The organism is Ignavibacteriota bacterium, assembly GCA_019637995.1.
In the GTDB taxonomy this organism is placed as follows: Bacteria; Bacteroidota; Ignavibacteria; order Kapaibacteriales; family UBA2268; genus JANJTB01.
This window is the reverse complement of the sequence record JAHBUQ010000002.1, coordinates 1,319,521-1,342,666: the sequence shown is the minus strand read 5'-3', so window position 1 is coordinate 1,342,666 and position 23,146 is coordinate 1,319,521. Positions and strand designations below refer to the sequence as shown.

At 34.4% G+C, this 23,146-nt stretch carries 22 protein-coding genes; 14 read left to right on the top strand and 8 right to left on the bottom strand.

Annotation, left to right across the window (positions count from 1 at the left end; translation table 11 throughout):
• Nucleotides 1-178 precede the first annotated feature (178 nt).
• From KF896_11660 to accD, 3 genes are all read left to right on the top strand, one after another.
• Entirely contained in the window at nucleotides 179-754 is a 576-nt protein-coding gene (locus tag KF896_11660) for a superoxide dismutase (GenBank protein MBX3044365.1), read from the top strand.
• Nucleotides 755-941: 187 nt separating this feature from the next.
• Complete coding sequence (sucC, locus tag KF896_11655; GenBank protein MBX3044364.1) at nucleotides 942-2,180, top strand: ADP-forming succinate--CoA ligase subunit beta; 1,239 nt, start codon at nucleotides 942-944, stop codon at nucleotides 2,178-2,180.
• Between the two features lie 322 nt (nucleotides 2,181-2,502).
• Nucleotides 2,503-3,342, top strand: coding sequence for an acetyl-CoA carboxylase, carboxyltransferase subunit beta (gene accD, locus KF896_11650; GenBank protein ID MBX3044363.1), 840 nt, complete (start codon nucleotides 2,503-2,505; stop codon nucleotides 3,340-3,342).
• Between the two features lie 23 nt (nucleotides 3,343-3,365).
• On the opposite strand, the gene KF896_11645 is transcribed toward accD, so the two are convergent.
• Both KF896_11645 and KF896_11640 read right to left on the bottom strand, forming a co-directional pair.
• Nucleotides 3,366-4,718 (bottom strand): phosphodiester glycosidase family protein, encoded by a 1,353-nt coding sequence (locus tag KF896_11645; GenBank protein ID MBX3044362.1) that lies wholly within the window; start codon nucleotides 4,716-4,718, stop codon nucleotides 3,366-3,368.
• Nucleotides 4,719-4,730: 12 nt separating this feature from the next.
• On the bottom strand, nucleotides 4,731-5,501 hold the full coding sequence (locus KF896_11640; GenBank protein ID MBX3044361.1) for a DUF4292 domain-containing protein: 771 nt from the start codon (nucleotides 5,499-5,501) through the stop codon (nucleotides 4,731-4,733).
• A gap of 94 nt (nucleotides 5,502-5,595) precedes the next feature.
• Between KF896_11640 and KF896_11635 the strand changes: the two genes are divergently transcribed.
• From KF896_11635 to KF896_11625, 3 genes are all read left to right on the top strand, one after another.
• Entirely contained in the window at nucleotides 5,596-6,045 is a 450-nt protein-coding gene (locus KF896_11635) for a 6-carboxytetrahydropterin synthase (protein ID MBX3044360.1), read from the top strand.
• Nucleotides 6,045-6,803 carry a GTP cyclohydrolase I gene (locus KF896_11630; GenBank protein MBX3044359.1) on the top strand — a complete coding sequence of 253 codons (759 nt, stop codon included), beginning with the start codon at nucleotides 6,045-6,047 and terminating at the stop codon, nucleotides 6,801-6,803. The genes KF896_11635 and KF896_11630 overlap by 1 nt, the downstream gene beginning before the upstream one ends.
• A 65-nt stretch (nucleotides 6,804-6,868) precedes the next feature.
• Entirely contained in the window at nucleotides 6,869-7,492 is a 624-nt protein-coding gene (locus KF896_11625; protein MBX3044358.1) for a ribonuclease HII, read from the top strand.
• Nucleotides 7,493-7,501: 9 nt separating this feature from the next.
• On the opposite strand, the gene KF896_11620 is transcribed toward KF896_11625, so the two are convergent.
• From KF896_11620 to KF896_11600, 5 genes are all read right to left on the bottom strand, one after another.
• Entirely contained in the window at nucleotides 7,502-8,104 is a 603-nt protein-coding gene (locus KF896_11620; protein ID MBX3044357.1) for a tetratricopeptide repeat protein, read from the bottom strand.
• An 11-nt stretch (nucleotides 8,105-8,115) separates the two neighbouring features.
• On the bottom strand, nucleotides 8,116-8,670 hold the full coding sequence (hpt, locus tag KF896_11615; protein MBX3044356.1) for a hypoxanthine phosphoribosyltransferase: 555 nt from the start codon (nucleotides 8,668-8,670) through the stop codon (nucleotides 8,116-8,118).
• A gap of 10 nt (nucleotides 8,671-8,680) precedes the next feature.
• On the bottom strand, nucleotides 8,681-11,014 hold the full coding sequence (gene tilS / locus KF896_11610) for a tRNA lysidine(34) synthetase TilS (GenBank protein MBX3044355.1): 2,334 nt from the start codon (nucleotides 11,012-11,014) through the stop codon (nucleotides 8,681-8,683).
• Nucleotides 11,015-11,128: 114 nt separating this feature from the next.
• On the bottom strand, nucleotides 11,129-14,137 hold the full coding sequence (locus tag KF896_11605) for a T9SS type A sorting domain-containing protein (protein MBX3044354.1): 3,009 nt from the start codon (nucleotides 14,135-14,137) through the stop codon (nucleotides 11,129-11,131).
• A gap of 189 nt (nucleotides 14,138-14,326) precedes the next feature.
• Nucleotides 14,327-14,881 (bottom strand): thioredoxin family protein, encoded by a 555-nt coding sequence (locus KF896_11600; GenBank protein ID MBX3044353.1) that lies wholly within the window; start codon nucleotides 14,879-14,881, stop codon nucleotides 14,327-14,329.
• Nucleotides 14,882-14,968: 87 nt separating this feature from the next.
• On the opposite strand from KF896_11600, the gene KF896_11595 reads away from it, so the two are divergent.
• Nucleotides 14,969-16,210, top strand: a complete 1,242-nt coding sequence (locus KF896_11595) for a metallophosphoesterase (GenBank protein ID MBX3044352.1) — start codon at nucleotides 14,969-14,971, stop codon at nucleotides 16,208-16,210.
• A gap of 13 nt (nucleotides 16,211-16,223) precedes the next feature.
• Here KF896_11595 and KF896_11590 read toward each other — a convergent pair whose 3' ends face one another.
• Entirely contained in the window at nucleotides 16,224-16,505 is a 282-nt protein-coding gene (locus KF896_11590) for a polyhydroxyalkanoic acid system family protein (GenBank protein ID MBX3044351.1), read from the bottom strand.
• Nucleotides 16,506-16,602: 97 nt separating this feature from the next.
• Here KF896_11590 and KF896_11585 point away from each other — a divergent pair, with 97 nt between their 5' ends.
• From KF896_11585 to KF896_11555, 7 genes are read left to right on the top strand one after another with little or no spacing between them, the layout of a single operon-like run.
• Complete coding sequence (locus tag KF896_11585) at nucleotides 16,603-17,031, top strand: FKBP-type peptidyl-prolyl cis-trans isomerase (protein ID MBX3044350.1); 429 nt, start codon at nucleotides 16,603-16,605, stop codon at nucleotides 17,029-17,031.
• Between the two features lie 16 nt (nucleotides 17,032-17,047).
• Entirely contained in the window at nucleotides 17,048-18,085 is a 1,038-nt protein-coding gene (locus KF896_11580) for a bifunctional 3-deoxy-7-phosphoheptulonate synthase/chorismate mutase (protein ID MBX3044349.1), read from the top strand.
• A gap of 8 nt (nucleotides 18,086-18,093) precedes the next feature.
• Nucleotides 18,094-19,113 (top strand): 3-dehydroquinate synthase, encoded by a 1,020-nt coding sequence (locus KF896_11575; GenBank protein MBX3044348.1) that lies wholly within the window; start codon nucleotides 18,094-18,096, stop codon nucleotides 19,111-19,113.
• Nucleotides 19,100-19,744: a type I 3-dehydroquinate dehydratase gene (locus KF896_11570; GenBank protein ID MBX3044347.1), complete on the top strand. Its 645-nt coding sequence runs from the start codon at nucleotides 19,100-19,102 to the stop codon at nucleotides 19,742-19,744. Before KF896_11575 ends, KF896_11570 begins: the two co-directional genes overlap by 14 nt.
• Entirely contained in the window at nucleotides 19,741-20,985 is a 1,245-nt protein-coding gene (locus KF896_11565; protein MBX3044346.1) for a hypothetical protein, read from the top strand. The genes KF896_11570 and KF896_11565 overlap by 4 nt, the downstream gene beginning before the upstream one ends.
• Nucleotides 20,963-22,174 carry a hypothetical protein gene (locus KF896_11560; protein MBX3044345.1) on the top strand — a complete coding sequence of 404 codons (1,212 nt, stop codon included), beginning with the start codon at nucleotides 20,963-20,965 and terminating at the stop codon, nucleotides 22,172-22,174. The genes KF896_11565 and KF896_11560 overlap by 23 nt, the downstream gene beginning before the upstream one ends.
• Nucleotides 22,158-23,141, top strand: a complete 984-nt coding sequence (locus KF896_11555) for a chorismate synthase (GenBank protein MBX3044344.1) — start codon at nucleotides 22,158-22,160, stop codon at nucleotides 23,139-23,141. Before KF896_11560 ends, KF896_11555 begins: the two co-directional genes overlap by 17 nt.
• The last annotated feature ends 5 nt before the right edge of the window (nucleotides 23,142-23,146 follow it).

Here is a 23,146-nt window from a genome sequence, read left to right as displayed (position 1 = left end):
ATTTACATTTTTATCAAATATAGAAAAATTAAAGTTTGCAATATTTGAGAACAATATAACATGTAAATAAAAATTATTTACATTTAGGATTAAAATTAGCATAACATAAAATTTTTATTAATCTTTTGCGTTTATATATATATTTTAATTATTTATTTAATCAATTCAGGAGTATCAAATGTCATTCATTCTCAAAGAATTACCTTACGCAAAAAATGCTTTGGCGCCTTACATTTCAGAAGAAACTATGGATTTTCATCACAGCAAACATCTTCAGGCTTACGTTAACAATACAAATAACTTAATTGCCGGAACCGAATTTGAAAATATGCCATTAGAAGAAATAATTACAAAATCATCAGGTCCTCTATTCAATAATTCAGCTCAAATCTGGAATCACGAATTTTTCTGGGATATAATGACACCAAATGGCGGCGGCACTCCAAGTGGCGATATGCTTTCAGCTTTGGAACAGAGTTTTGGTTCATTTGACAGCTTTAAAGAAAAATTTGTAAAATCTGCAACAGGTCTTTTTGGCTCAGGCTGGACCTGGCTTGTTAAAAATTCTGACGGCAAACTTGACATAGTATCATACAGCAATGCAGGCAATCCGCTAACTGAAGGTAAAAGTGCACTTTTGGGTATTGATGTATGGGAACATGCCTATTATATTGACTATCGCAATGCACGTCCCAAATATGTAGAAGCATTTTTTGATGTAATCAACTGGAATTCAGTTGCTTCAAAATTCTGATATTTATTGAATTCGAAATTGAACAAAGCTGCTCAATTTTGGGCAGCTTTTTTGTTATTTTGTAATAAAAAAAACTTGTTAGTATGTATTTACAATAATTAATATGTAGATACGATTAAATATTTTTACTTAAATCAAAGTTGAAAATATTTTATAATATAAGTTAAAATAAATTCTAAGGAAAAAAATGAAGATTCATGAGTATCAAGCAAAAGAGTTGTTAAGCAGGTATAATGTCCCTACACTAAAGGGTAAAGTCATCTATTCAGCAGAAGATGCCGGAAGTATAACTTACAACGAATTTGAATCTCAAGGAATAGGAACTATAGTTCTAAAAGCACAAATTCATGCAGGCGGCAGAGGCAAAGGTACAGTAATCAATGCTGCTAATGGCGAGCCGGCTGAACTTTTCGGCAAAACTGTTCGCGGTGTTAATGTCATTAGCGGTGGAAATATTTCCGATAAAGCATATCAGTTCGCTAATGCCACATTAGGTAACAAACTTGTTACAATCCAAACCGGGGAAGAAGGCTCTTTAGTCAGTAAAATGCTCATTGAAGAGGGTGTTTCAATTGACAAGGAATTTTACGCAGGTATTACCCTCGACAGACAAACCGGCAGAAATGTTGTTATGGTTTCGACTGAAGGTGGTGTTGAAATTGAAAAAGTTGCAGAAGAAACTCCCGAAAAGATTCTCAAAGAAACTATTGACCCTGCTATCGGGTTTCAGGCATATCAGGCAAGAAGTTTGGCTTTTGGATTGGGTCTTAAAGGCAGTTCTTTTAACAGCTTTATAAATTTTATAACAAAGCTTGTGAAAGCTTACCATGAATTGGATTGCAGTCTTGTGGAAATAAATCCGCTTGTTCTAACTACCGATGGTGATATGATTGCCTTAGATTGCAAAATGACTTTTGATGAAAATGCTATTTTCCGCCATCCTGAATATATGGATCTTCGCGATGTATCTGAAGAAGACGCTTTAGAAGTTGAAGCTTCAAAATTTAATCTGAATTATATCAAACTTGACGGTAACGTCGGCTGTATGGTCAATGGTGCCGGATTAGCTATGGCTACAATGGATTTAATTCAATTATCAGGCGGTAAGCCGGCAAACTTCCTTGATGTAGGCGGTGGTGCAAATCCTGAAAGAATTGCAAACGCTTTCAGAATAATGCTAAGTGACCCCAATGTGGAAGCTGTTCTAATCAATATTTTCGGTGGTATTGTTCGCTGTGATAAAGTAGCTGAAGGCATAATTCAGGCTCTTCAAACAATTGAAGTAAAACTTCCTGTTATCATACGTCTTGATGGAACAAATGCCAAAGAAGCCGCTGTAATGCTCAAAAAATCTACCATGAAATTCAAAGTAGCTCTTAATTTTGAAGATGCGGCAAGGCTTGTTACTGAAGTTTTGAAAAAATAAGAAAATTAAAATATTTTATTATATAAGCTGTCAAAATTTTGGCAGCTTTTTTTTAAAAGATTATTGATTTGTTATCTGAGTTATTTCCAATAAAGGTAGAAATTAATAAATCTAATTTGATGTTTAGAATCATTATTCCATCAAAAATATGGTTTTATGATTAATAGAAACTTTTGAATATGAATTGAAAGCTGTTTCAATAGGCTGATTGAAAATATTTCACATTCTTATATTTTTTTTTAATTGAAATTTACAATTTAGTATTCGCTAATGTGTTAATGTAAATATTGAAATTAACTTTGATAAAATAAGGAAAACGATAATGGCATGGTTTGTAAGATCTAAAGCCAATATTACTGAAGAAACCCAAAAAGCGATGCCTGACGGCTTATGGACAAAATGCCCGTCGTGCGGTGAAATAATGTACAAAACTGACCTTGAAGAAAATTTATTCACCTGTAAAAAATGTTCGTATCATTTCAGAATAGGCTCGAAAGAATATATCAATATTATTCTTGACGTTGGCTCGTTTGAGGAGACAAATCAGAATATACGCTCGACTGACCCTCTTAAATTTGTGGATACGAAGGATTACCCAACAAGAATTGCTGAAGGTCACAAAAAATCAGGTGTTAATGATGCAATCACAACCGGTGTTGGTTCATTGAAAGGTAGAAAAGTATCATTTGCTTGTATGAATTTCAATTTTATTGGTGGAAGTATGGGCTCTGTTGTTGGCGAGAAAATTTATCGTGCTGCCAAAATTGCCCTTGATAAGAAAATGCCATTTATCCTGATTTCAGCCAGTGGTGGCGCCAGAATGCAGGAATCTGTCCTGTCTCTGATGCAAATGGCTAAGACATCTGCTATACTTGCTGAGCTTGATGAAGCAGGTGTACCGTTTATATCACTTCTTACTGACCCTACCACAGGTGGCGTAACAGCTTCATATTCAATGCTTGGTGATGTAAATATTGCAGAGCCCGGAGCACTTATTGGTTTTGCAGGTCCAAGAGTAATTGAGCAGACTATTCGCAAGAAACTTCCGGCTGGATTCCAAAGAGCCGAATTTTTATTGGAACATGGCTTCCTTGATAAAATAATTGATAGAAAAGTCATGCGGGATGAATTATCCCAAATTGTTGAGTGGTTTTATAATTAAATAGTTTTATTGAATTAATATATTCATCTCTTTTTTCTAATCCCAATGCCAACGGAAATTTTTCTTGATGCATTGGGATTGCTTTTAGCCATAATATTTTTGCCGTCAATCACCATTACACTTGAGCCACCACCATCAAGATTCATGGCATCATAGCAACCAATTTGTTTCATTATTTGTGCCAGTTCACCGAGCGATGAGCCTTTTTTCTTTGCAGACCTGTTTGAATGGTCAATTGTTACAAGGTATAATTTAGTTCTATCTTTATTGTAGCCAATAGCGGTGCGTCCTAACTGCCCATTTATAAATCGTCTTGATTTTGAGCCTTCTCTATAGGCTTCGTGAGCAGCATTTCCTCCTCGAACAAGTCTTGGAGTAGCAGTAACTGCATGAAAAAACTCTGTTTCTCTGTACAAATCGGTTTCAAAAAGAATTTCTAATGTATCGCCGGCATATACTAGAATATCGGGCGGGAGATTATAACCCAGAGAAAGTACTGTCTGATTATCATTAATGCTGACAAAACCGGTGTCAACATAATTCACAACTCCGCGTACAGTACGATTAATAGCAGGCTTATCAATATATTCAATCAGTGCTTTAAGTATTGAACCCTCTAACTTTTCATTTCTGGCACTTGTCATGATATTTCGTTCAAATTCTTCAAAATCAAATTCGACTTCTGTAGAATCATCAGCCATAAAAGTACTGTCGCTGAGTAAAGTCAAATAAGCTTCACTTATCATTTTCTCAATTGTTGCATCATTTACATGAGGAATTACATATCCGCCATATTTATTGTAAAGCACAATTCCTGCAGAGTCTCTTCTTCTGTTGACTGATGTCAGGTTTATAATTTTTCCGTCGTGAAGTTTGACTTTGCCACTCAATTTGAAATTATCAATAGTTGGTCTGCTCAGGCTATCGAAGAAAATTCCAGTCCATTCTTTGTAAGGATTCATTTCAACGACCACACCCTCAATTATGCATGCTCCAATAGGATTATTTCGGTATGCTTTCCAGAAGCTTCCATTAATTGCTGCAAGAGTTAGTTTGCCGTCAGATGAATCTGCAATATTGACAATTCCATGTAATTTATCAAGTTCAGAGATATTGTTTTTTGCTTTCAAAACCGCCAACTCAAGCTCGGGATTGGTTAAATCAAATTCCAAAATATTAGCACTAATTTTATTTACTCTTTTTCCAAATAAAATATTTGAATATTTAAGTCCCGGATGGAGCAAGGTATCGAATAATAATTTACTGGGATAATCAGTAGATTTTTTAGCTACTGGAGCTTTTGCAAATATTTGTATAATATTTGTATAATTAATGGTTAATATTGCAATTGTTATTATTATAAGTTTATATATCATAATTTCTTAATTTCAATACTTATCTAAATCAATAATTGTAACTGATGACGGTACATCAAACTTAACAGGTGATGCAGCGCTTTCATTTATTTTAAAACTTTCAATCTCAATAATCATTTTCCCGTCAACAGTCGGCATTGCGAAATTCAGACTTCCCGGAATAGATACTTCACCACTTGTTTTGTACTTATCAAAAGAGGAATCAAGTATAAGTACATTACCTTTATCCTTTCTCTGATAGCGTACTAACTTCAAATCGTTTTTATTAATTACAGCAAAATCTCCAAAATTCGAAGCGTCAACTCTTTTTAATATAAATTCATTACCGGTTTCTTCGAGCAAACTGTAATCCTTGATTTTGAATGGTGTTTTTCCTTGAAATAAACTCAATAAATCTTTAACAGATATGCTCAGATTGGTTGCTTTCTTGATATTTTCTTCTGTTGGAGAGCCCTCATAAAGAGAATTTTCCATGATATTATGAAATCTGAAGCGATTCAAGTCGGAGTAAAGCCTGCCGACAGTGATTCCAAAAGGACCAAATACCGTCATAGAAACAGTATCAACTCCGGCAATATTTATTTTTATCCGGAAATTGAAAGTCTGATTATTCATGGTAGAGTTGATTATGCAGCTTGCTTCGAGCTTTTTAAGTTCAGTGTTCAGTTCTTTAAGCGAAATGCCGCTAATATCACTACCTGTCTTCTTAACAGAGGTGCAGGAAGCAAAAATTAGGCAAATGATTATAAATATTAAACAAATTTTAGATGAAACTTTTCTCATGATAAACTTTTATACAAATATTATACAAATATAAAACAAAGTTATACGTTTATATTTTTGAAACTTTGGACAATACAAAAATAGGTAAAATTTAATGCTTTATGTTACAAAAAAAATTGAATTTTCTGCTTCGCACAGATTATTTAATCCAACATTTAGTGACCAACAGAATGACGAAATATTTGATAAATGTAATAACTTTTTTGGTCATGGTCATAATTATGTTTTAGAAGTCACTGTTGCAGGGCTTCCAGACCCTCAAACCGGGTATGTAATAGATTTAAAAAAATTAAAAAGGATAATTAAAAATGAAATCTTTGATAAGGTTGATCACAAGCATCTTAATTATGACGTGGCTTTTCTCAAAGGCATAATCCCAACTGCTGAGAATATTGCTGTAACTTTTTGGAAATTATTGGAAGACAAAATCACTGACGGAAAACTATATAAAGTCAGACTATTTGAGTCAGAAAATAGTTATGTCGAGTTTATGGGAGGCGAAGTTAATATCCCTGTTTATTTGAATGATGGAGAAAGAAAATAATGTATAATTCAATAAAGAACGGTAATGGCAGTCATAGCTTCGATATAATTGAAATTGAAGATTTAAAGATTGACGATTATGATTGGAATGAAGAAATGACAGAAAATTTTCCAGAGTTTAACTATTTAGGTTATAAGAATTTTGATGCAAACGGGAATATTGAGCTTTCTGAAGATGAGCGTCAGGAGATGCTACAGCTTGTGGAGGAAAAATACACAGAGATTTTCGATATTTTACGAATCTCACGTAATGATCCCAATAGCACTCAAACCCCCAAGCGTTTATCAAAAATGCTTGTAAATGAACTCTTCGCGGGACGGTATGATGCTCCACCCAAGATGACTGTATTTCCGAATAGAAATAATGTTAATAATTTGATTATAAGCCGAGGCATTGAAGTAATGTCGGTTTGCTCTCATCACTGGCAACCAATTTCAGGTATGTGCGCAATAGGTTATATCCCTAACAAAAATGTAATCGGTCTATCAAAACTGACCCGAATTGTCAACTGGTTTTCACGTCGTGGTCAAATACAGGAAGAACTTGGTGAGCAAATTGCTGATTATCTGGAAAAATTATTGAAACCAAAGGCGCTGGGAGTAGTAATTAATGCCAAGCATTACTGTATGATAGCGCGTGGAGTGAGCTCTTCTGAAGAAAATTCTCTAATGACAACATCTGTGATGAGAGGCTATTTACTTGATGATTTAAATCTGCGAAATGAATTTTTGAAGTTAATAGAAAACACTAATCGCTGATATTATCCAATTTTTACTTATATTTGTAGTTCGCTTTTTTACAAATTATAAAAGTTCGGATATTTATGGTTTTTCCTCATCTTGAATATGAGGGTCCTTTTTGGAACGAAAATCACTTAGTGGCAGGTGTTGACGAAGCAGGTCGTGGACCACTTGCAGGACCTGTTGTAGCTGCTGCAGTTATAATCGAACCGGGAAGTGTATTCACGGGCTTGAACGATTCCAAAAAAATGACTGAAAAAGCAAGACTGAAGTTATACGAGCAAATATATAAAAATGCTCTTGATGTATCTGTTGGAATAATTGATAATATTGAAATAGATGAAATAAATATTCTTCAGGCATCGGTGAAAGCTATGAAAGTAGCCCTTGATGGACTTAGATTAGTTCCTAAGCACATTTTTATTGATGGAAATTACTTTACGGAATATGATATTCCATATACGACGATAGTCAAAGGTGATTCAACATCATTGTCAATAGCTGCAGCATCAGTTATTGCTAAAGTAACTCGTGACAACTGGATGGTCGAGAAAGCCGCTCAACTTTATCCTGAATACGGTTTCGATAAACACAAGGGTTACCCTACAGATTTTCATATTAAAGCGATAGAGAAATTTGGACACTGCCCAATTCATAGAAAAACATTTCTTAAGAATATAGTTATTAAGCAGGAAACCCTTTTCTAAACATTTTTTTTATCTGCAATAATCTCTAATGTATTCATAGACATCATTCCAGCCCATGTCTGCTGCTTTATCCCAGTCTTCACATGCTTTTTCAAGTTCACCATTTCCATAGTAGGACATTCCACGTTTCATGAAAGCATGAGCATTGAAAGGGTCAAGATAGATTACGTTATTAAAGTCAACGAGAGCACCTGAAAAATCTTTCATTCTGTATTTCGCCTGCCCCCGATTAAAAATTGCTTTAGAGAAATTAGGATTCAGCTTTATTGACATATCCAGATCTACAACTGCTCCCGAATTATCGCCCATATCAAGTTTGGCTAATCCGCGATAAGAATATGCTTCAGCAAATTTAGGATTAATTTCAATAGCCATTGAATAATCAGCTATTGCATTACTCAAATCGCTAATCTTATGGTATGATATCCCTCTTTTAAGATAAGCTCTGTAATATGTTGGATTTATTTCAACAACACGAGTGAAACTTTTAATTGCATTTTGATACTCTGCTCTTGAAGCAAATTTCAGCCCTCGAAAATAATATTCATCTGCAGACTGTGAAAAGCAAAAAGATGCATTAAAAAATATGATAATAATAAATATGTATCTCATTAACTTCCAAATTAAGATTGTAATATTTCGTTATCAAGTATATAAATATCAGACAAATTTCTGCCTTTTTCGGCATAATCCAAGCCGTAACCAACCACAAAATACGGCGGAATCTCGATTCCTGTATATTTCAGACTGACTTCGACCTCTCTTGAGTCTGGCTTTGACAGAATTGCTGCAGCTTCCAGACTTGCAGGGTTATGCAGCATTATGTTATGAAAAAGTGCCTTAAGAGTAAGACCTGTATCAACAATATCTTCGACTATAATAATATCTTTCCCACTGAATTTTGCACCGAAGTCAGCTATTTTTACATCTCCAGAAGTCGCCATACCTGTACCATAGCTTTTGGCGCTTATGACTTCCAGTTCGCAAGGCAGATTAATATGTCTCATAAGGTCTGCTGTAAATAGCATAGCACCTTTCATTACTGCAAGTATTGTTGGTGATTTGCCTTCATAGTCACGATTTATGCGCGATGCAAGTTTCTTTACAGAAGCATCAATTTCAAATTTTGTGATAAATTTTTTGAATACCTTATCTTGAATAACAATTCTTTCTTCCATAACAAATATCCTATTTTTTGTCCGATAAAAACATTTTTAATCTGTAAATTTTCTCATTTGAAGACTTTTTTACTCTGCATTTTTCGCTGATTCTGTATCCCATAACCCATAAAATATCAATCTTGTTCGTAAGTATTAACACATTTGGCTTATCAACCAAAGATACCTTCTCGTTTGTCAGGAAATCACTCAACTTCATTTCACCCGGCGCACCAAGAGGGAAAAAATTATCACCTTCTTTTTTGTTCCGAATTTCTACAAATGGTTCCATTAGTGAGGCTGGAATGTATTCGATATTCTTATCATCTGAAAAAGCAACATCAGAAGGTTTCACTTCCTTTATTTCGAGTTTATACTTTCCAATTTTATATTCACCGGGTTTTTCGATTATTAATGATGACGGAATATCTTTGATTCTTTTTACAAAAATCAAATTGTTGCGGTCTCTTAATACATAATATCCTGATGAAATTTCGCAGATACTTCCGGTTTGGCTTTTTGTCAGTACCAATATTCTGTCAATAGTACTGAGAGGCATTGGTTGAAGTCGGAAATATTTGTTCCATGAATATTGAATAAGTTCACCCTGCATAAATTTATTGAATGTCAATAGCATATTAATTTTCAGACTAAAACGCTCGTTATTTGCTTCATCAATGACATTTATGATACTTTTTGTTACAATATCCTTAATTACTTCATCAGCACCCTGAATAAGCTCTGCGGTGCGATTTATCAAGCTAATAAGCGATGGATTATACTCATCAATTAACTTTGGTATCAGATCATGTCGAATTTTATTTCTGGTATAATTTAAAAGAGAATTTGTCTCATCTTCATTCCATTTTAATTTTCTGATTTCAGCATATTTGTAAAGCTCTTTCTTGCTGAATTTTAGAAATGGTCTGACGAGAGAAACATTTTTTACAAATTTTCTTTTCGATGGCATACTGCTAAGTCCGGTAAGCCCGCTACCTCTGAATAAATTTATGAAAAATGTCTCGACAAGGTCATCTTCAGTATGAGCGGTGGCGACAATATCAACACCAATATTTCTGGCAGTTCTTTCAAAATAATTATATCTTAAAATTCTTGCGGCATGCTCAATTGAAAGCCCGTTTTTAGATGAATATTGCTTAACATTGCCCGAGCCTGCATAAAAATGCAGGTTATATTCCTTGCTGACATTTCTTACGAGTACTTCATCCGCATCAGCTGAAAGCCCGCGAAGTTTATGATTGAAGTGGGCAACATAAAGAGAAAATCTCATTCTGTGAGCTAGAATAGCCACGGCATCCATCATTACGATGGAATCTACTCCCCCACTAACAGCAAGAAGTATCTTGCCGCCCGGCTCTATATATGCCTGCTGCTTTAAATAATCTTCGACCTGATTTAGGAAATCATTCAAAAACTCGTTAGATAACTGGCTTTTACTAAGCTCTTTGACTTTAGGTAAAGTTGAGTATAAAATTTCAGTTTTTTGAGTTTGTTTACTTTTCTCAGGCTTGGTTTGCTTTTTCTCAGGAATCTGCTTGCCAGTATCTGCCTTAGTAGGCTGAACATGCGGATGCTTTTTCTCAGGAATCTGCTTGCCAGTATCTGTCTTAGTAGGCTGAACATGCGGCTGCTTTTTACTAATGTTTTGTTTGCCCACTACTGCATTAACAGGTTGTGTCTCAGGCAAATTCTGAATTTCAACAGTATCCTGAATAACAATCTCAGTAGTAGTTTGAGTTTGCTGACTCGGTTTCTTTTTCTTTTTTTTCTTACGATTTCTTGATGTAGAATCAGGTACGATAGAAGTTACTTCAGATGAATCCGGAGTTTGGGATTCCGGAATAATTACAGTTGCTGAATTTTGCTTATTGGCTTCATCATTCTCAACCGGCATCTGCATCACTTCAGTTGACGCAGTTGTTTGGCTTACTGCTACCTCTTGTATTTTCTGTGACGGCTTTTTCTTCTTTCGTCTTCTTGACTGCTTAGTTGGTAAATCGCTAACTATAGTAGAATTAGTATGTGATTCTTCGATATTGGTTTCTGTCGGAATAATTAAATTAGTAGCTACTTCATTTTTATCGCTCACTTTATCAACAATAATTTCTGCAGGAATTTCAACTACTGGTTTAGCTTTAACCTTAAACTCAATACCATTAATTCTCCTTGGTCGCTTCGGAAAGCGTCTTCTCTTAGACTTTGGATTTCTGAGTATTGATGTTTCAGACGATTTTTCAGATACATTTCCAGGTGTAACCGGAATTTCTTTTTCAGGTGACTCAGTTTTCACATCTTCGCTGATTTCAGAGTCAACATTATTTTTTATAACAGTTTTCTTAGACATTTTTTTAAGATAATATATAATAAAATGCAAAACTACTCAAATTAAAAAAAGCGACAAAATATTAATATTATTTTATCGCTTTTTTTTGTAAATTAACGAAAAATTACATTCATTTTATCTTACAACACTTACAGGAATAGTTTTTGTATAATTGTCAAGTGATATACGAAAGTAATAAACGCCATCAGCTAGCTGACTTAATTTGAAATCGAATGAATATTCGCCCTGATTAATCATACCAACATTGCGAATATCAATTTTACTACCTAACAAATCATAGAGCTCAATGCGCAAATCCGCATTTGTAACAGTTGTAAGAGAAACTCTTGCAAAATTATTAGCAGGATTTGGGCTGACAAATAATCTTGTCATTTCAAGCAGGTCATAATTAACAGATGATGGTCTGTTGTCCATTTTGATATTATCAATGAACCAGCCTTCAGCTTGTCTGAAATCATTTGAACCAAGTGCAAATCTGAACAGAACAGTATCGCCGGTATATTGCGACAAATTGAATGCAAGTGATTGCCACTGACTGCCTGCAAGATTACCTGTGAAAAATTCTTCAGAAGTTGCTGAATTTACCCATTTGAGCATATTCCAGGTTTTTCCGAAATCACGTGAGTAAGATATATCACCAAAATCATAAGTTGGATTATTGTTTACATCAAATCTCACAGTAGTATCAATTAGCGCTATATGGTCAAAACTGAGAGTTGATTTGTCCGCAGATAAGACAACCGGTGCTAATATAACATACTCATACTGATTAGCTGCATAGTTACTTCCTGGTGAATCTGTAAGACTGTTTGGTTCTGATTTTGCTTTTTCAGTAGTAAGCCCCCATTTGTCTGAAATATAATGAGGAATTATGGATTCAGTATTATCAAAATTTTCATCAATGTCAGATTTTGGTGCTCCGGAATATGCTATAATTTCATCTGCAGAAAAATCGCTTTCAGTTTCAACATTACCTCTGACAGTAACGGCTTTAATTCTAATCTTGTAGAATTTTTCAGTATCCATGACAACAGTATGTGAATTAACAGAACCGGCAGTGAATTCAGAAGAACCAACAGATTCAATTAACTGATTTGTTGCAGCATTATAAAATGCAATTTTCAGATTATCAAGCAAAGGTTCGTCTGCAACAGTTTGCCTTGGGTTTCTCCATGTGAATGTTACTCCGTTAGGATGTGGTCTCCAAGCAAGTTCTGTTGGTGGTTTCGGCTTAGGATTGCCACCTGCTATAGCATTGATTTCAACTTTTGCACTTTTTAGTCCGTTAGGCATTTCAGTTTCAAGGAAGTAGGTGTAGCTTGAACCGTAAACAACATCGCTGTCAATGAATTCAGCTGTTTGATTATGCTGAACTTCACCTATGTTTGTTTCGCCTTTGTAAATGTTAATCTTAAATTCAGTCAGGTCATCACCTAACAGAGTCTTAGTCGGATGAATCCAGTTAAGTCTTAATCTTGTTGGTGAAAGTTGTGTTTCGAAAGCTACATCAATTGGAGGTTGTGGAGCCGGTGAAATAAATGCCGTAAATAAGGCATTTGTCTGATAAGCATAATCAGCCCTTGTAGGCATCCAGAATAATGGATAAACTTTATTGTCGAAAGCAACTATGTGTGTATAATCTCCCCAGTAGATATTGCCTTCTCCACCTTGAGGGAAAACAGTACTGCGCTGGTTCAGGTAAAATGTTGAAGGTGTAACTCTCAAATGACGCCATGTATTGCCACCGTCTTGTGAGATTGCTACATAAGCATCAACGCCGACATTATCGTCATCATTCTGTGAGGAATAATAAAGTACAGCCACCATTCCTGTTTTAGGGTCACAAGATATTGATGGGAAAAACATATCTCGTCTGTTAATTGAATTATCTATTCTAATATTCTTTTCCCAGGAAAGTCCATTGTTAGTTGACTTTGCAAGATAGACTCCATAAGGACCATTTGAGGTTTCACGTCCAGCCTGAACAATATAAATTGTACCACGATTTGGTGATTGAGAAATATCTACAGCCATTTGAGGTACTGATGAAACTCTAATGTCTTGCTTATCTGTCAGGACAAATCTTCCGCTTGAAGGGTGGCGATTGCCGATACTGGCTATACGTTGTGCTTCAATAGGATTGCCAAAGCTATTGCCGGCATCAGTAGAACGAATAAACATAGCTCGTGAATTTCCATTCATATCAACATCTATCCAGGTCACATAAACATCACCATCGGGTCCGGTAACAGGCTGAGGAGCCTGACCGCCCAAAGCAAGTCTGCGATAAGAAGACCATGTATTACCGCCATTGGTTGAACGGCTGAATACTACACCATTCATTCCGCGGAAAACTCTCCATGTAACATAAATATTACCCTGATGCGGTGATGTTTCAGACCAGTCCGCACCCACGCTGTATCTGTCATGAAATGGGTTATCGCTTGATTGGAATGCGTCATTAGTGATAGCAACAATACCGTTAATTCCATACTCCTCAAGAGCATTCCAGCTTGAGCCTCCGTCTGTAGATTTGACTACGAATACACCATTTTTTTCAGTATCTTTGTCATCACTTCCCCATGTAGTTTCAGAGAATCCGTAAATATAATACACATTGCCTTCGTGGTCGTAGGTAATTCCCGGGTCAAAAATCGTAGCTCTCGAACCCTGTGGTGTAATCCAATGTCCGCTATTTGCTGGAGTTGGACTGTGAACCCAGTTACGACCTCCATCTTTTGTGACGAATGCACTCATTCTGAAACCTTGAAATCCTCCGAGGAAGCGGTTATCATTACTTGTTGCAATTAAATTATTTGGATCCAATGGATTAATAGCCATCCAGGTTTCTGTTTTTGCATCAGGAAATGAACTCGATGCATTAACTATCTCAATACCGTCTGAAGATAAGAAACGAGTTTGTTCAGGAACATATTTCAAATCTTCCGGAGGAGTAGGAAAATGGCGTAATCTACCATTGATAGGATATTGATAAAAATTGGGGAAATTCTCAAAGTATTCTGCCTTGATATACTCAGGAACCCCATAAGGTCTCCATTGAGATTGAGCTTCTGCACCAAATAATATGGTTACCAATAAAATATAAAATGTGTATTTTTTCATCACAGAAAAACCTAAAATTATAAATCTACAAAATATTCTCATTTATTTCAGTTGTCAACTTTATATATAGAGCAAAAATAATCAAATAAGTTACAATTTCAACTTTAATTTTTTATTGCATAATATATTCTGTTAAACACTTTACGGTTATATATTTGATTTATTTTTATACAATTCACTAATTATTAATTATTTCCACTTGATGTTGCAACCTATGCTTGGAGTCTGTTCATTGTTAACCTTCTCACCTCTAATTAATGCATCAAGTGCAGATGCGAGGTCGCTTCCTGTTACGGGCAATCCGTTATTGGGTCTGGAGTTATCAAACTGTCCGCGGTAAACCAATTTCAAATCCTTGTCGAATACGTAAATATCAGGAGTGCATGCTGCATGATAGGCTTTTGCTATATCCTGAGTTTCATCAAAAAGGTAGGGAAAATTATAACCCTCTTTCAAAGCGAATAATTTCATTTTTTCGGGTGAATCCTGAGGATAATTGACTACATCATTTGAATTAATTCCAATGAATGAGATGCCTTTTTTTATGTATTCATTTGATAATTCAACAAGTGTTGAATTAATATGAATTACATATGGACAATGATTGCAAATAAACATAATTACTGTTGCGATACCGGATTTCAACTCATTTAATGATTGATTTTTATTAACAACAGGATTAAAAAGCTCAAAATCGGGAGCGGTAGTTCCCAATGCTAACATATTTGAAGGTGTAGCTGCCATTATATTTCCTAAAATTATTAATATGTTTGTAGTAAAACGAATTAGCATCTAATTTCGTCAATATTAATTCATAATAATGAGAATTTAATGAATTATACCAGAATGATTATTTTCTCCGGCATTTTACTTTTGATCCTTACTGCATTGGATTATTTTGTGATTTCTCGCTGGAAAAAATACTGCAAATCAAAAAATTATAACAAAAATTGGTATCGGATACCTTTTTGGATTTCGATAATTATGCTATTAATTTTTGTTTTTTCAAACTATTACAATTTCATGGTTTTTCCGGGTCCGGAATATATTAACTGGTTGAATTTATTGACAAGTTTCTGGTATCTTCCGAAGTTAGTTATTGTGCCGGTACTGATTGTTATTGAATTAATTCGATTTTCGACAAAATTATTCAAACCAAAATCAGCGGAACAGAATATTCCTGAAATAAAACCTTCAGTCTATGCACGAAGGAAATTTATTGGAAATCTGGCTTGGAGTTTTGCAGGGGTACCATTTGCACTCGCAGTGAAGGGGCTTGCTCATACAGTTTATGATTTGAAATTATTTAGAGAAACGATTTATTTGCCAAATTTGCCGCTAAATTTGGACGGAATTAAAATAGTACAGCTTTCTGACTTGCATTTCGGAAAATATATGAAAGGCAATATTTTAGAGAAAATCGGAAAAATCGTTAATTCACTTTCACCTGATTTAATTTTAATCACCGGGGATTTTGTCAATTTCAGATATGAGGAATTGGATTTCGGCGATAAATTTTTAAGGAGCTTGAAATCTTATCACGGAGTTTATGCTTGTCTTGGCAATCACGACCATTATATGTCCAATGAAGACCACCAAAAATTACTAAAGCGAATAAACAACACAGGGGTAAAATTACTGATTAATGAAAACAGGACTCTCAAAATCAAAGGCAGCGAGTTGAATCTGATAGGAGTTGATAATATCGGCTCACGTCAGACTTTCGGTGATTTTGATAAAGCATACGAAGGTATTAATCCAAAGAATGTGAGTATATTGATGAGTCACGATCCCAAAACATGGGAAAGCCATGTTCTGGGAAAACGTTTTACTGATTTGACTTTATCGGGACACACTCACGGCGGTCAGGTTGCATTTGAATTCCTGGGTTTTGATTTATCGCCTGTAAAAGCTGTATATAAGCATTTTATGGGGCTTTACAGTCAAGGGAATCAATATTTATATGTTAATCGTGGAATAGGTGTGTCTGGACCTCCAATTCGTTTAGGCGTAAATCCGGAAATAACATTATTCACACTTAAAAAACCCTTAAATTTAGTATCAAATAGTTGAAATATACTTATAATCAGGGATTAAGCTGTTTGAATTCTTTGTCAAGAGTTGCTTCAATTGTATTTTTTGCCATACTACCAAAGAAATTTAACTCAATATTTACTTCGACTAAATTATCTTCAAGGTGGATTGTTCCTTTGCCAAGTTTTGACGAAAGAAACAGAGTATTGCCGTTCCAGGCAGCTGAATCTACCATTGGTTTTAGTGCAGGATTTACTAAAACTTTAGTATCTATGAAATGACGCATTTCAGAAGAACTTGCTTTTGTTTGAAATTTTTTGTTAATTACTGACATATTTTCACCAATATTTTTTTAAAACTAAATAATTACTTATTTTTCAGTATAGAAGTTGATAAATTTTAAAAATTGTATTTTAAATAAGGATTTAACTATGACAACAGCTCAGATTGGAAGTAATGTATCAGTTACTTATGTTGGGAAATTATCTGATGGATCAATTTTCGATTCAACTGACGAGAAAGAACCATTTACATTCACAATCGGTGAAGGTGAAGTAATTCCCGGTTTTGAAGATGGGATAATCGGCATGTCAGCCGGTGAAAAAAAGATTATCAATATTCCCGTAGAGGAAGCTTATGGTCCTCATAGCGAAGACCTTATATTCAATATTGCAAAGGATGAAGTTCAGACCGATGGAGATTTACAAGTTGGTGATATGCTTGAAATGCCCCTCAAAGACGGCAATTCACTCTATGCCAATATTGTGGAAGTAACTGAAGAAGAGCTTATAATTGATGCAAATCATGAGCTTGCAGGAGAAGATTTGACTTTTGAAATAGAACTTTTAAGCATTGATTAATATTTCAAATTCTGATATGGTTGAGATAAATAATCTCAGACTTGATGTCAATGACATTGATAAAGAAATCATCCGCTTACTTATCAAGCGGAAGACTATTTCTGATGCCATTATTAGTATAAAAAAAAAGCAATGTTTATCTGTTTATGATAAAACAAGAGAACTTGAAATAATTACTTCGCTGAAGAATCAGTTTGAGGGTGAGATTAACCCACATTTGATTGAGAAAGTATTAAGAGAAATATTATTTTATTCAAAATCTGACTTTTACAAACTTGATAGTATTATTACAGGCGATTTGGATTCAGTACTCGAAAAAATGCCTTTCCTCATCGCCGGTCCTTGTACTATTGAGTCTGAAACGCAGCTAAGAGATATAGCCGGACATCTTAATCAAAATGGTATTCGCCTTCTCAGAGGCGGTGCTTTCAAGCCCAGGACTTCACCTTATTCATTTCAAGGACTTGAGGATGAGGGCTTGAAAATGATGAAAAGTATTGCTGAAATGTATAATATGTTTGTTGTTACAGAATTTACTGATTCAAGGCAGTTAGAAGAGCTTTATGAATTTGCCGATATTATTCAGATCGGTAGCCGCAATATGTTTTCCTACGGTTTTCTGAAACAAATCGGAAAGAAAACAGCTTTGGACCGTAAACCGGTCTTACTGAAACGCAGCTTTAACTCAACTATCAATGAATTTCTACTTTCTGCTGAATATATAATAAATGCAGGCAACCCGAATGTTATACTTTGTCTTAGGGGAATTCGCACATTCGAGCAAATTGATTCTATGATGCGCAACACACCTGATTTGGCAAGTATTCTTGAGCTTCGTGAGCATACTGACTTGAAAATCGTTTTCGACCCATCTCATGCATGCGGAGATGCGAAGTTCGTAGTACCGACTGCTGAAGCTGCTTTAAAACTCGGAGCAGACGGCTTGATAGTTGAAACTCACAATGCTCCGCATGATGCTATTACTGACGGCAAACAGTCTATCGAACCTCGTGAACTCGAAAGGCTTATCAATTATATTAATATCAACTACTGATTTTGGAAATGTCTGAAATAAAATCTACAAATCATGTTTATAGTTTTTGCGATATTGAATCTGTCCTCAAATTTTTCAATAACCCTGATTATTTTTGTATAATTGATAGTAATGTTGTTGAATTATTCTTTAGTGATTTGAAAATTAATAATCAATTTGTTATAGAAAGTATAGAGAAAAACAAAAATTTAGATCAAATTGCCCTTTTATTATCTGAGTTGATTGTTAGAGAAATAGAAAGAAGTGTTACAATAGTCGGAATTGGTGGTGGAATTGTATGTGATATTGCTGGATTTATAGCTTCTATTTACAAAAGGGGTACAAACCTTATTTTAGTTCCAACTTCACTTCTGGCTATGGTTGATGCTGCAATTGGTGGCAAGAACGGAATTAATCATAATGAAATAAAAAATTCAATCGGGTGCTTTAAAATTCCTGATTATATTTTGATTTCCATTGATTTTCTGGATAATTTACCCGACAAAGAAGTCCGGAATGGAATTGCAGAACTAATAAAAATTTCTCTTGTAGCAAATGCTATACTGTTTGAAATTTTATCAGAGTTATCAGTACTCAATATTACAGATTTTAAAAAACAACCGAACCTTAAATCAATTATCGAACTGGCTGTTGATACGAAAATTGAAATAGTAAGTCAGGATTTATATGACAATGGCATCAGACATATTCTAAATTTCGGACATACAATTGCACATGCATTAGAGCTTAGAAATGAAATAAGTCATGGACAAGCTGTTGCTTATGGCATTTATGCAGCTGCTGCTTTTTCGAGAGAATTGAAAATTTTAAGTGGTTATAATTTTGAAAGAATTTCTAAGATTCTACAAAATTATGGCTTTGTGACTGATTTTGATTTTGATACAAAAACTGTTTTAAATGATTTGAATAATGATAAAAAAATTTACTCCGGCAAGATTCGTGAAATCTTTTTAGAGTCAATTGGAAAGTTTAAGTTTATGAATTTGTCTTTTGAAGAGTACGGAGACTTACTAAATGATTTGCGTTAGCATTGGCAATATTGAGCTGGATGAATTTGAAAAATTAGTTGACAATTTTGATTTGATTGAAATAAGGCTTGATTTATTCAATGCTGAAAATTTACGCTTATTCGAAAAATATTTATTATTTGCGGAAAAACTAATAATTACAGCAAGATTAAACGGTAAAGATAACATTGAACATCTTATATCTGCCATGGTAAAAGCTGTTGAAAATAGAGTAAGATATATTGATATTGATATTAATGAAATTGGTCAATTCAGTGAAATTATCAAAATAACAAATAAAAAATATACAAATCTGATACTTTCATATCATGATTTTGACAAAACACCAAATGATGAGCACATAGAAGATATTATATCTATGATGCAGGCTAAATCGGCTGATATTTTCAAATTGTGTTTTAAGATGAATTCAACAGGAGATATTATAAGGACATTCAGAATCTACAATAATCATAAATCAAAGAAAATAATTGCATTTAATCTTGGACAGGATGCTTCTCTTACAAGGTTACTGGCATTGCAAATGGGAGCGACATTTGTTTATGCCGCATTAGACGAAAATTCCAAAACTGAAAACTCACAACTTATACATACTGAAATGGAAGAACTTATTAGGATTTTGAATTTATGAATAAGTTGGCTGTAGTTGGAACTCCCATTGCTCATAGTCTTAGTCCTGTGATATTTAATCATATAAATCAATCAAATAATATTGATTCACATTACACAAGATTGTGCGGCAGCTCATTTTATGACATTATTGACCTTGTTAAAAAACTGAATATAACGGCATTTAATATTACCTCACCCTACAAAAGTCTTGCTTATAAAGTCAGTGAAAACCAGCATCAGAATGCTCAAAAACTTAAGCTGGCAAATTTTTTATATTATAAAAATGAATGGAGAGCATATAATACGGACTCCTATGCTGTCTCCGAAATTATCAAAAATAATAATATCAGAAATAGCAGTAAAGTATTAATTCTTGGCAGCGGTGCCGCCGCCTATACAGCATACAAGAAGCTGAAGTCCATGAAATTTGATAATATTACGGTTGCTAAACGAAATTTTTTAAATAGCTCGGATTATATTCGAATTATTGAATTAAACAGGATTAAGACTTTTAAAAATTTTGATATACTTATAAACACTTTACCCGAAAATGAGTATATCACCGCCCCGATGATTGATAATCCTGAACTAACCATTATAGATGCAATTTACCATAAACCATATCTCAAAGCTGCCGAATGCAAATATATTTCAGGGTTAGAATGGCTTGCTTATCAGGCAATACCATTTATTGAGCTTCTTTATAAGACTACGGTCAATTTTGAAACAGTGCTATCATTACTTCAAGATGCCAAACCCAAAAAATCAATAGTTTTAATTGGTTTTATGGCAGCAGGAAAGTCAAGCATTGGTCAGGATTTAGCCAGAAAATTAAAAATGAATTTCATTGATACAGACAAACTTATTGAAAAAAGTGAAGGTAAGAGTATCGCTGATATTTTTTACGATCATGGTGAAAATCATTTCCGTGAACTGGAAAAGAATATGATACTTAACCTGAAACCTGAGAATAATTCGATAATTGCTTTGGGTGGAGGTGCCCTCAATTGCGCTGAAATCAAAACTCATTTAAAGCAAAATTATTTTGTTGTTTACTTATATAATGATTTTGAAACTTTGAAGAATAGAATTTTAGAAGATTTGAATTCAGATAGACCGCTTTCTAATTCGGAGAATTTAAAAAAATTATATGACCAAAGGCAGGACGAATATTTCAATGCTTCTGATTTAGTGATTTATAACCGCCATTTTTCTGAAACATTAAATACATTAAGCAATGAAATTCGTAGAATCATCTAAAATATCCGGGAGCTACGAACCACCAATATCAAAAAGTTATGCTCAAAGACAGATTATATGCAACTATCTTAGTGGTTATGATAACTCGTCTTTAAGTTCTGATTCAGCTGATGATATTGCTGTAGCATATAATTCGTTAAAAAAATTAGAGGAAACATACTCGGAAATTTTACTCGGAGATTCCGGTTTCTGCCTGCGTGTAATACCTGTACTGGCATCTCTCTGTTACGACAAATCGAGCTTCCTGATTTCAAATCGTATGAAAGAAAGATTTGATATAAATCTTTTCGGACAGACCGGACTAAAATCACAAATTCTGGATTTTGATAATCAAAACAAATTACTTTCAGTAACCGGAAAACTTAAAGCCGGCAGATTCGAATTAGACGGCTCTGTTACAAGTCAGATTTTAAGCGGTTTGATTATGTCTCTTCCTCTTCTTGAAAGTGATTCAATTATTTATGTAAATAATTTAGAAAGCAAAAATTACATTGATTTGACAATTGGTATAATTGGAAAATATTCAGTAAAAGTTTTCCACGATAATTATAAAGTTTTCCACATTCCAGGTAAACAAAAGTATAAATATGTGGAAAACTATGTGGAAAAAGACTGGAGCAGTGCCACATTTATATTATCAGCTGCTGCTTTCGCTTCTGAAATTGAATTACAAGTTTCAGGATTGAACTTGGCAAGCTCTCAACCTGACCGAGCCATTCTTAATATTTTTGATTTAGCAGATATTAAATATACCTCAATTGATGACAAAATCATAGTTAAAAATTCAAAAATAAAATCATTCAGCTATGACTTTTCGGATTGCCCTGATTTGGTACCTGCAATTATACCTCTTACAATAAATTCAGATGATATTTGTATTTTAAAAGGTATTAGCAGGCTGAAATACAAAGAAAGCAACCGTATAGAAGCACTAATAAGCGAGTACAAAAAATGCGGCATCAAAATTGAGCATACTGATAATACTTTGATAGTTCATCCCGGGAAATTTTCGGGTAATATCATTAACACACATAATGACCACAGAATAGCAATGTCACTGGCTGTTTCCACATTGTCAGGAGTAGGTAAATTGTCAATCGAAAATCATCAGTGTGTATCAAAATCATATCCAAATTTTTGGAGAGATTTAACAGAATTAGGAGCGAAAATTTATGAACAGGTTTGGTAGAATATTTTCAGTGCAAATCTTTGGTGAAAGCCATGGATTTGGTGTAGGTATACTTATTGACGGTTGTCCTCCGGGTTTATCTTTAGGTGAAGATGATTTCATCCCTGATTTGATAAGAAGAAAATCCGGAAGTTTCGGCACCACAAAACGGATGGAATCAGACCATCCGATAATAAAATCCGGATTATACAATGGCACAACAACAGGAGCTCCGATATTGATTGAGTTTCCAAATATGGATATTAAATCAGAAGATTACTTCAAAAACAGATTTTCGCCAAGACCCGGACATTCAGACTTTACAGCATATACCAAATTCGATGGATATAATGATTTCAGAGGTGGCGGGCATTTTTCGGGAAGACTTACAGCAGGGATTGTGGCTGCCGGAGTTATTGCCAGGAAGATAATAAGTCCGGCAAAAATAGAAGCACGTTTGATTGAAGCCGGTGGCTCCAAAGATATAGAGACGGCAATTCAAAATGCAATGGACAGAGGCGATTCTGTTGGTGGTTTGATTGAATGCAGAGCTACGCAGATGCCTGACTCATTAGGTGAGCCTTATTTCGATTCTGTGGAGTCAGTAATATCTCATATCATTTTCTCAATACCTGCAATTAAGGGAATAGAATTTGGAGCCGGGTTTAAATCAGCTGAAATGAGAGGTTCAGAAAATAATGATGAAATAATTGATATAAGCGGAGCTACAAAAAGTAATAATTCAGGTGGCATCAATGGCGGTATCACAAACGGAAATGATTTGATTTTCAGGGTTGCTGTAAAGCCAACATCATCAATAGCAATTAAACAAAAAACAGTTAATCTTAAGACAAGTGAAATTCAAACTATTGAAGTTAAAGGGCGGCATGATGCTTGCATTGCATTGAGAGCACCTGTGATAATAGAGGCAGCAGCGGCAATAGCACTTGCAGATTTGAAACTAATAAATAAAATGTATAAAAATTAGATTTG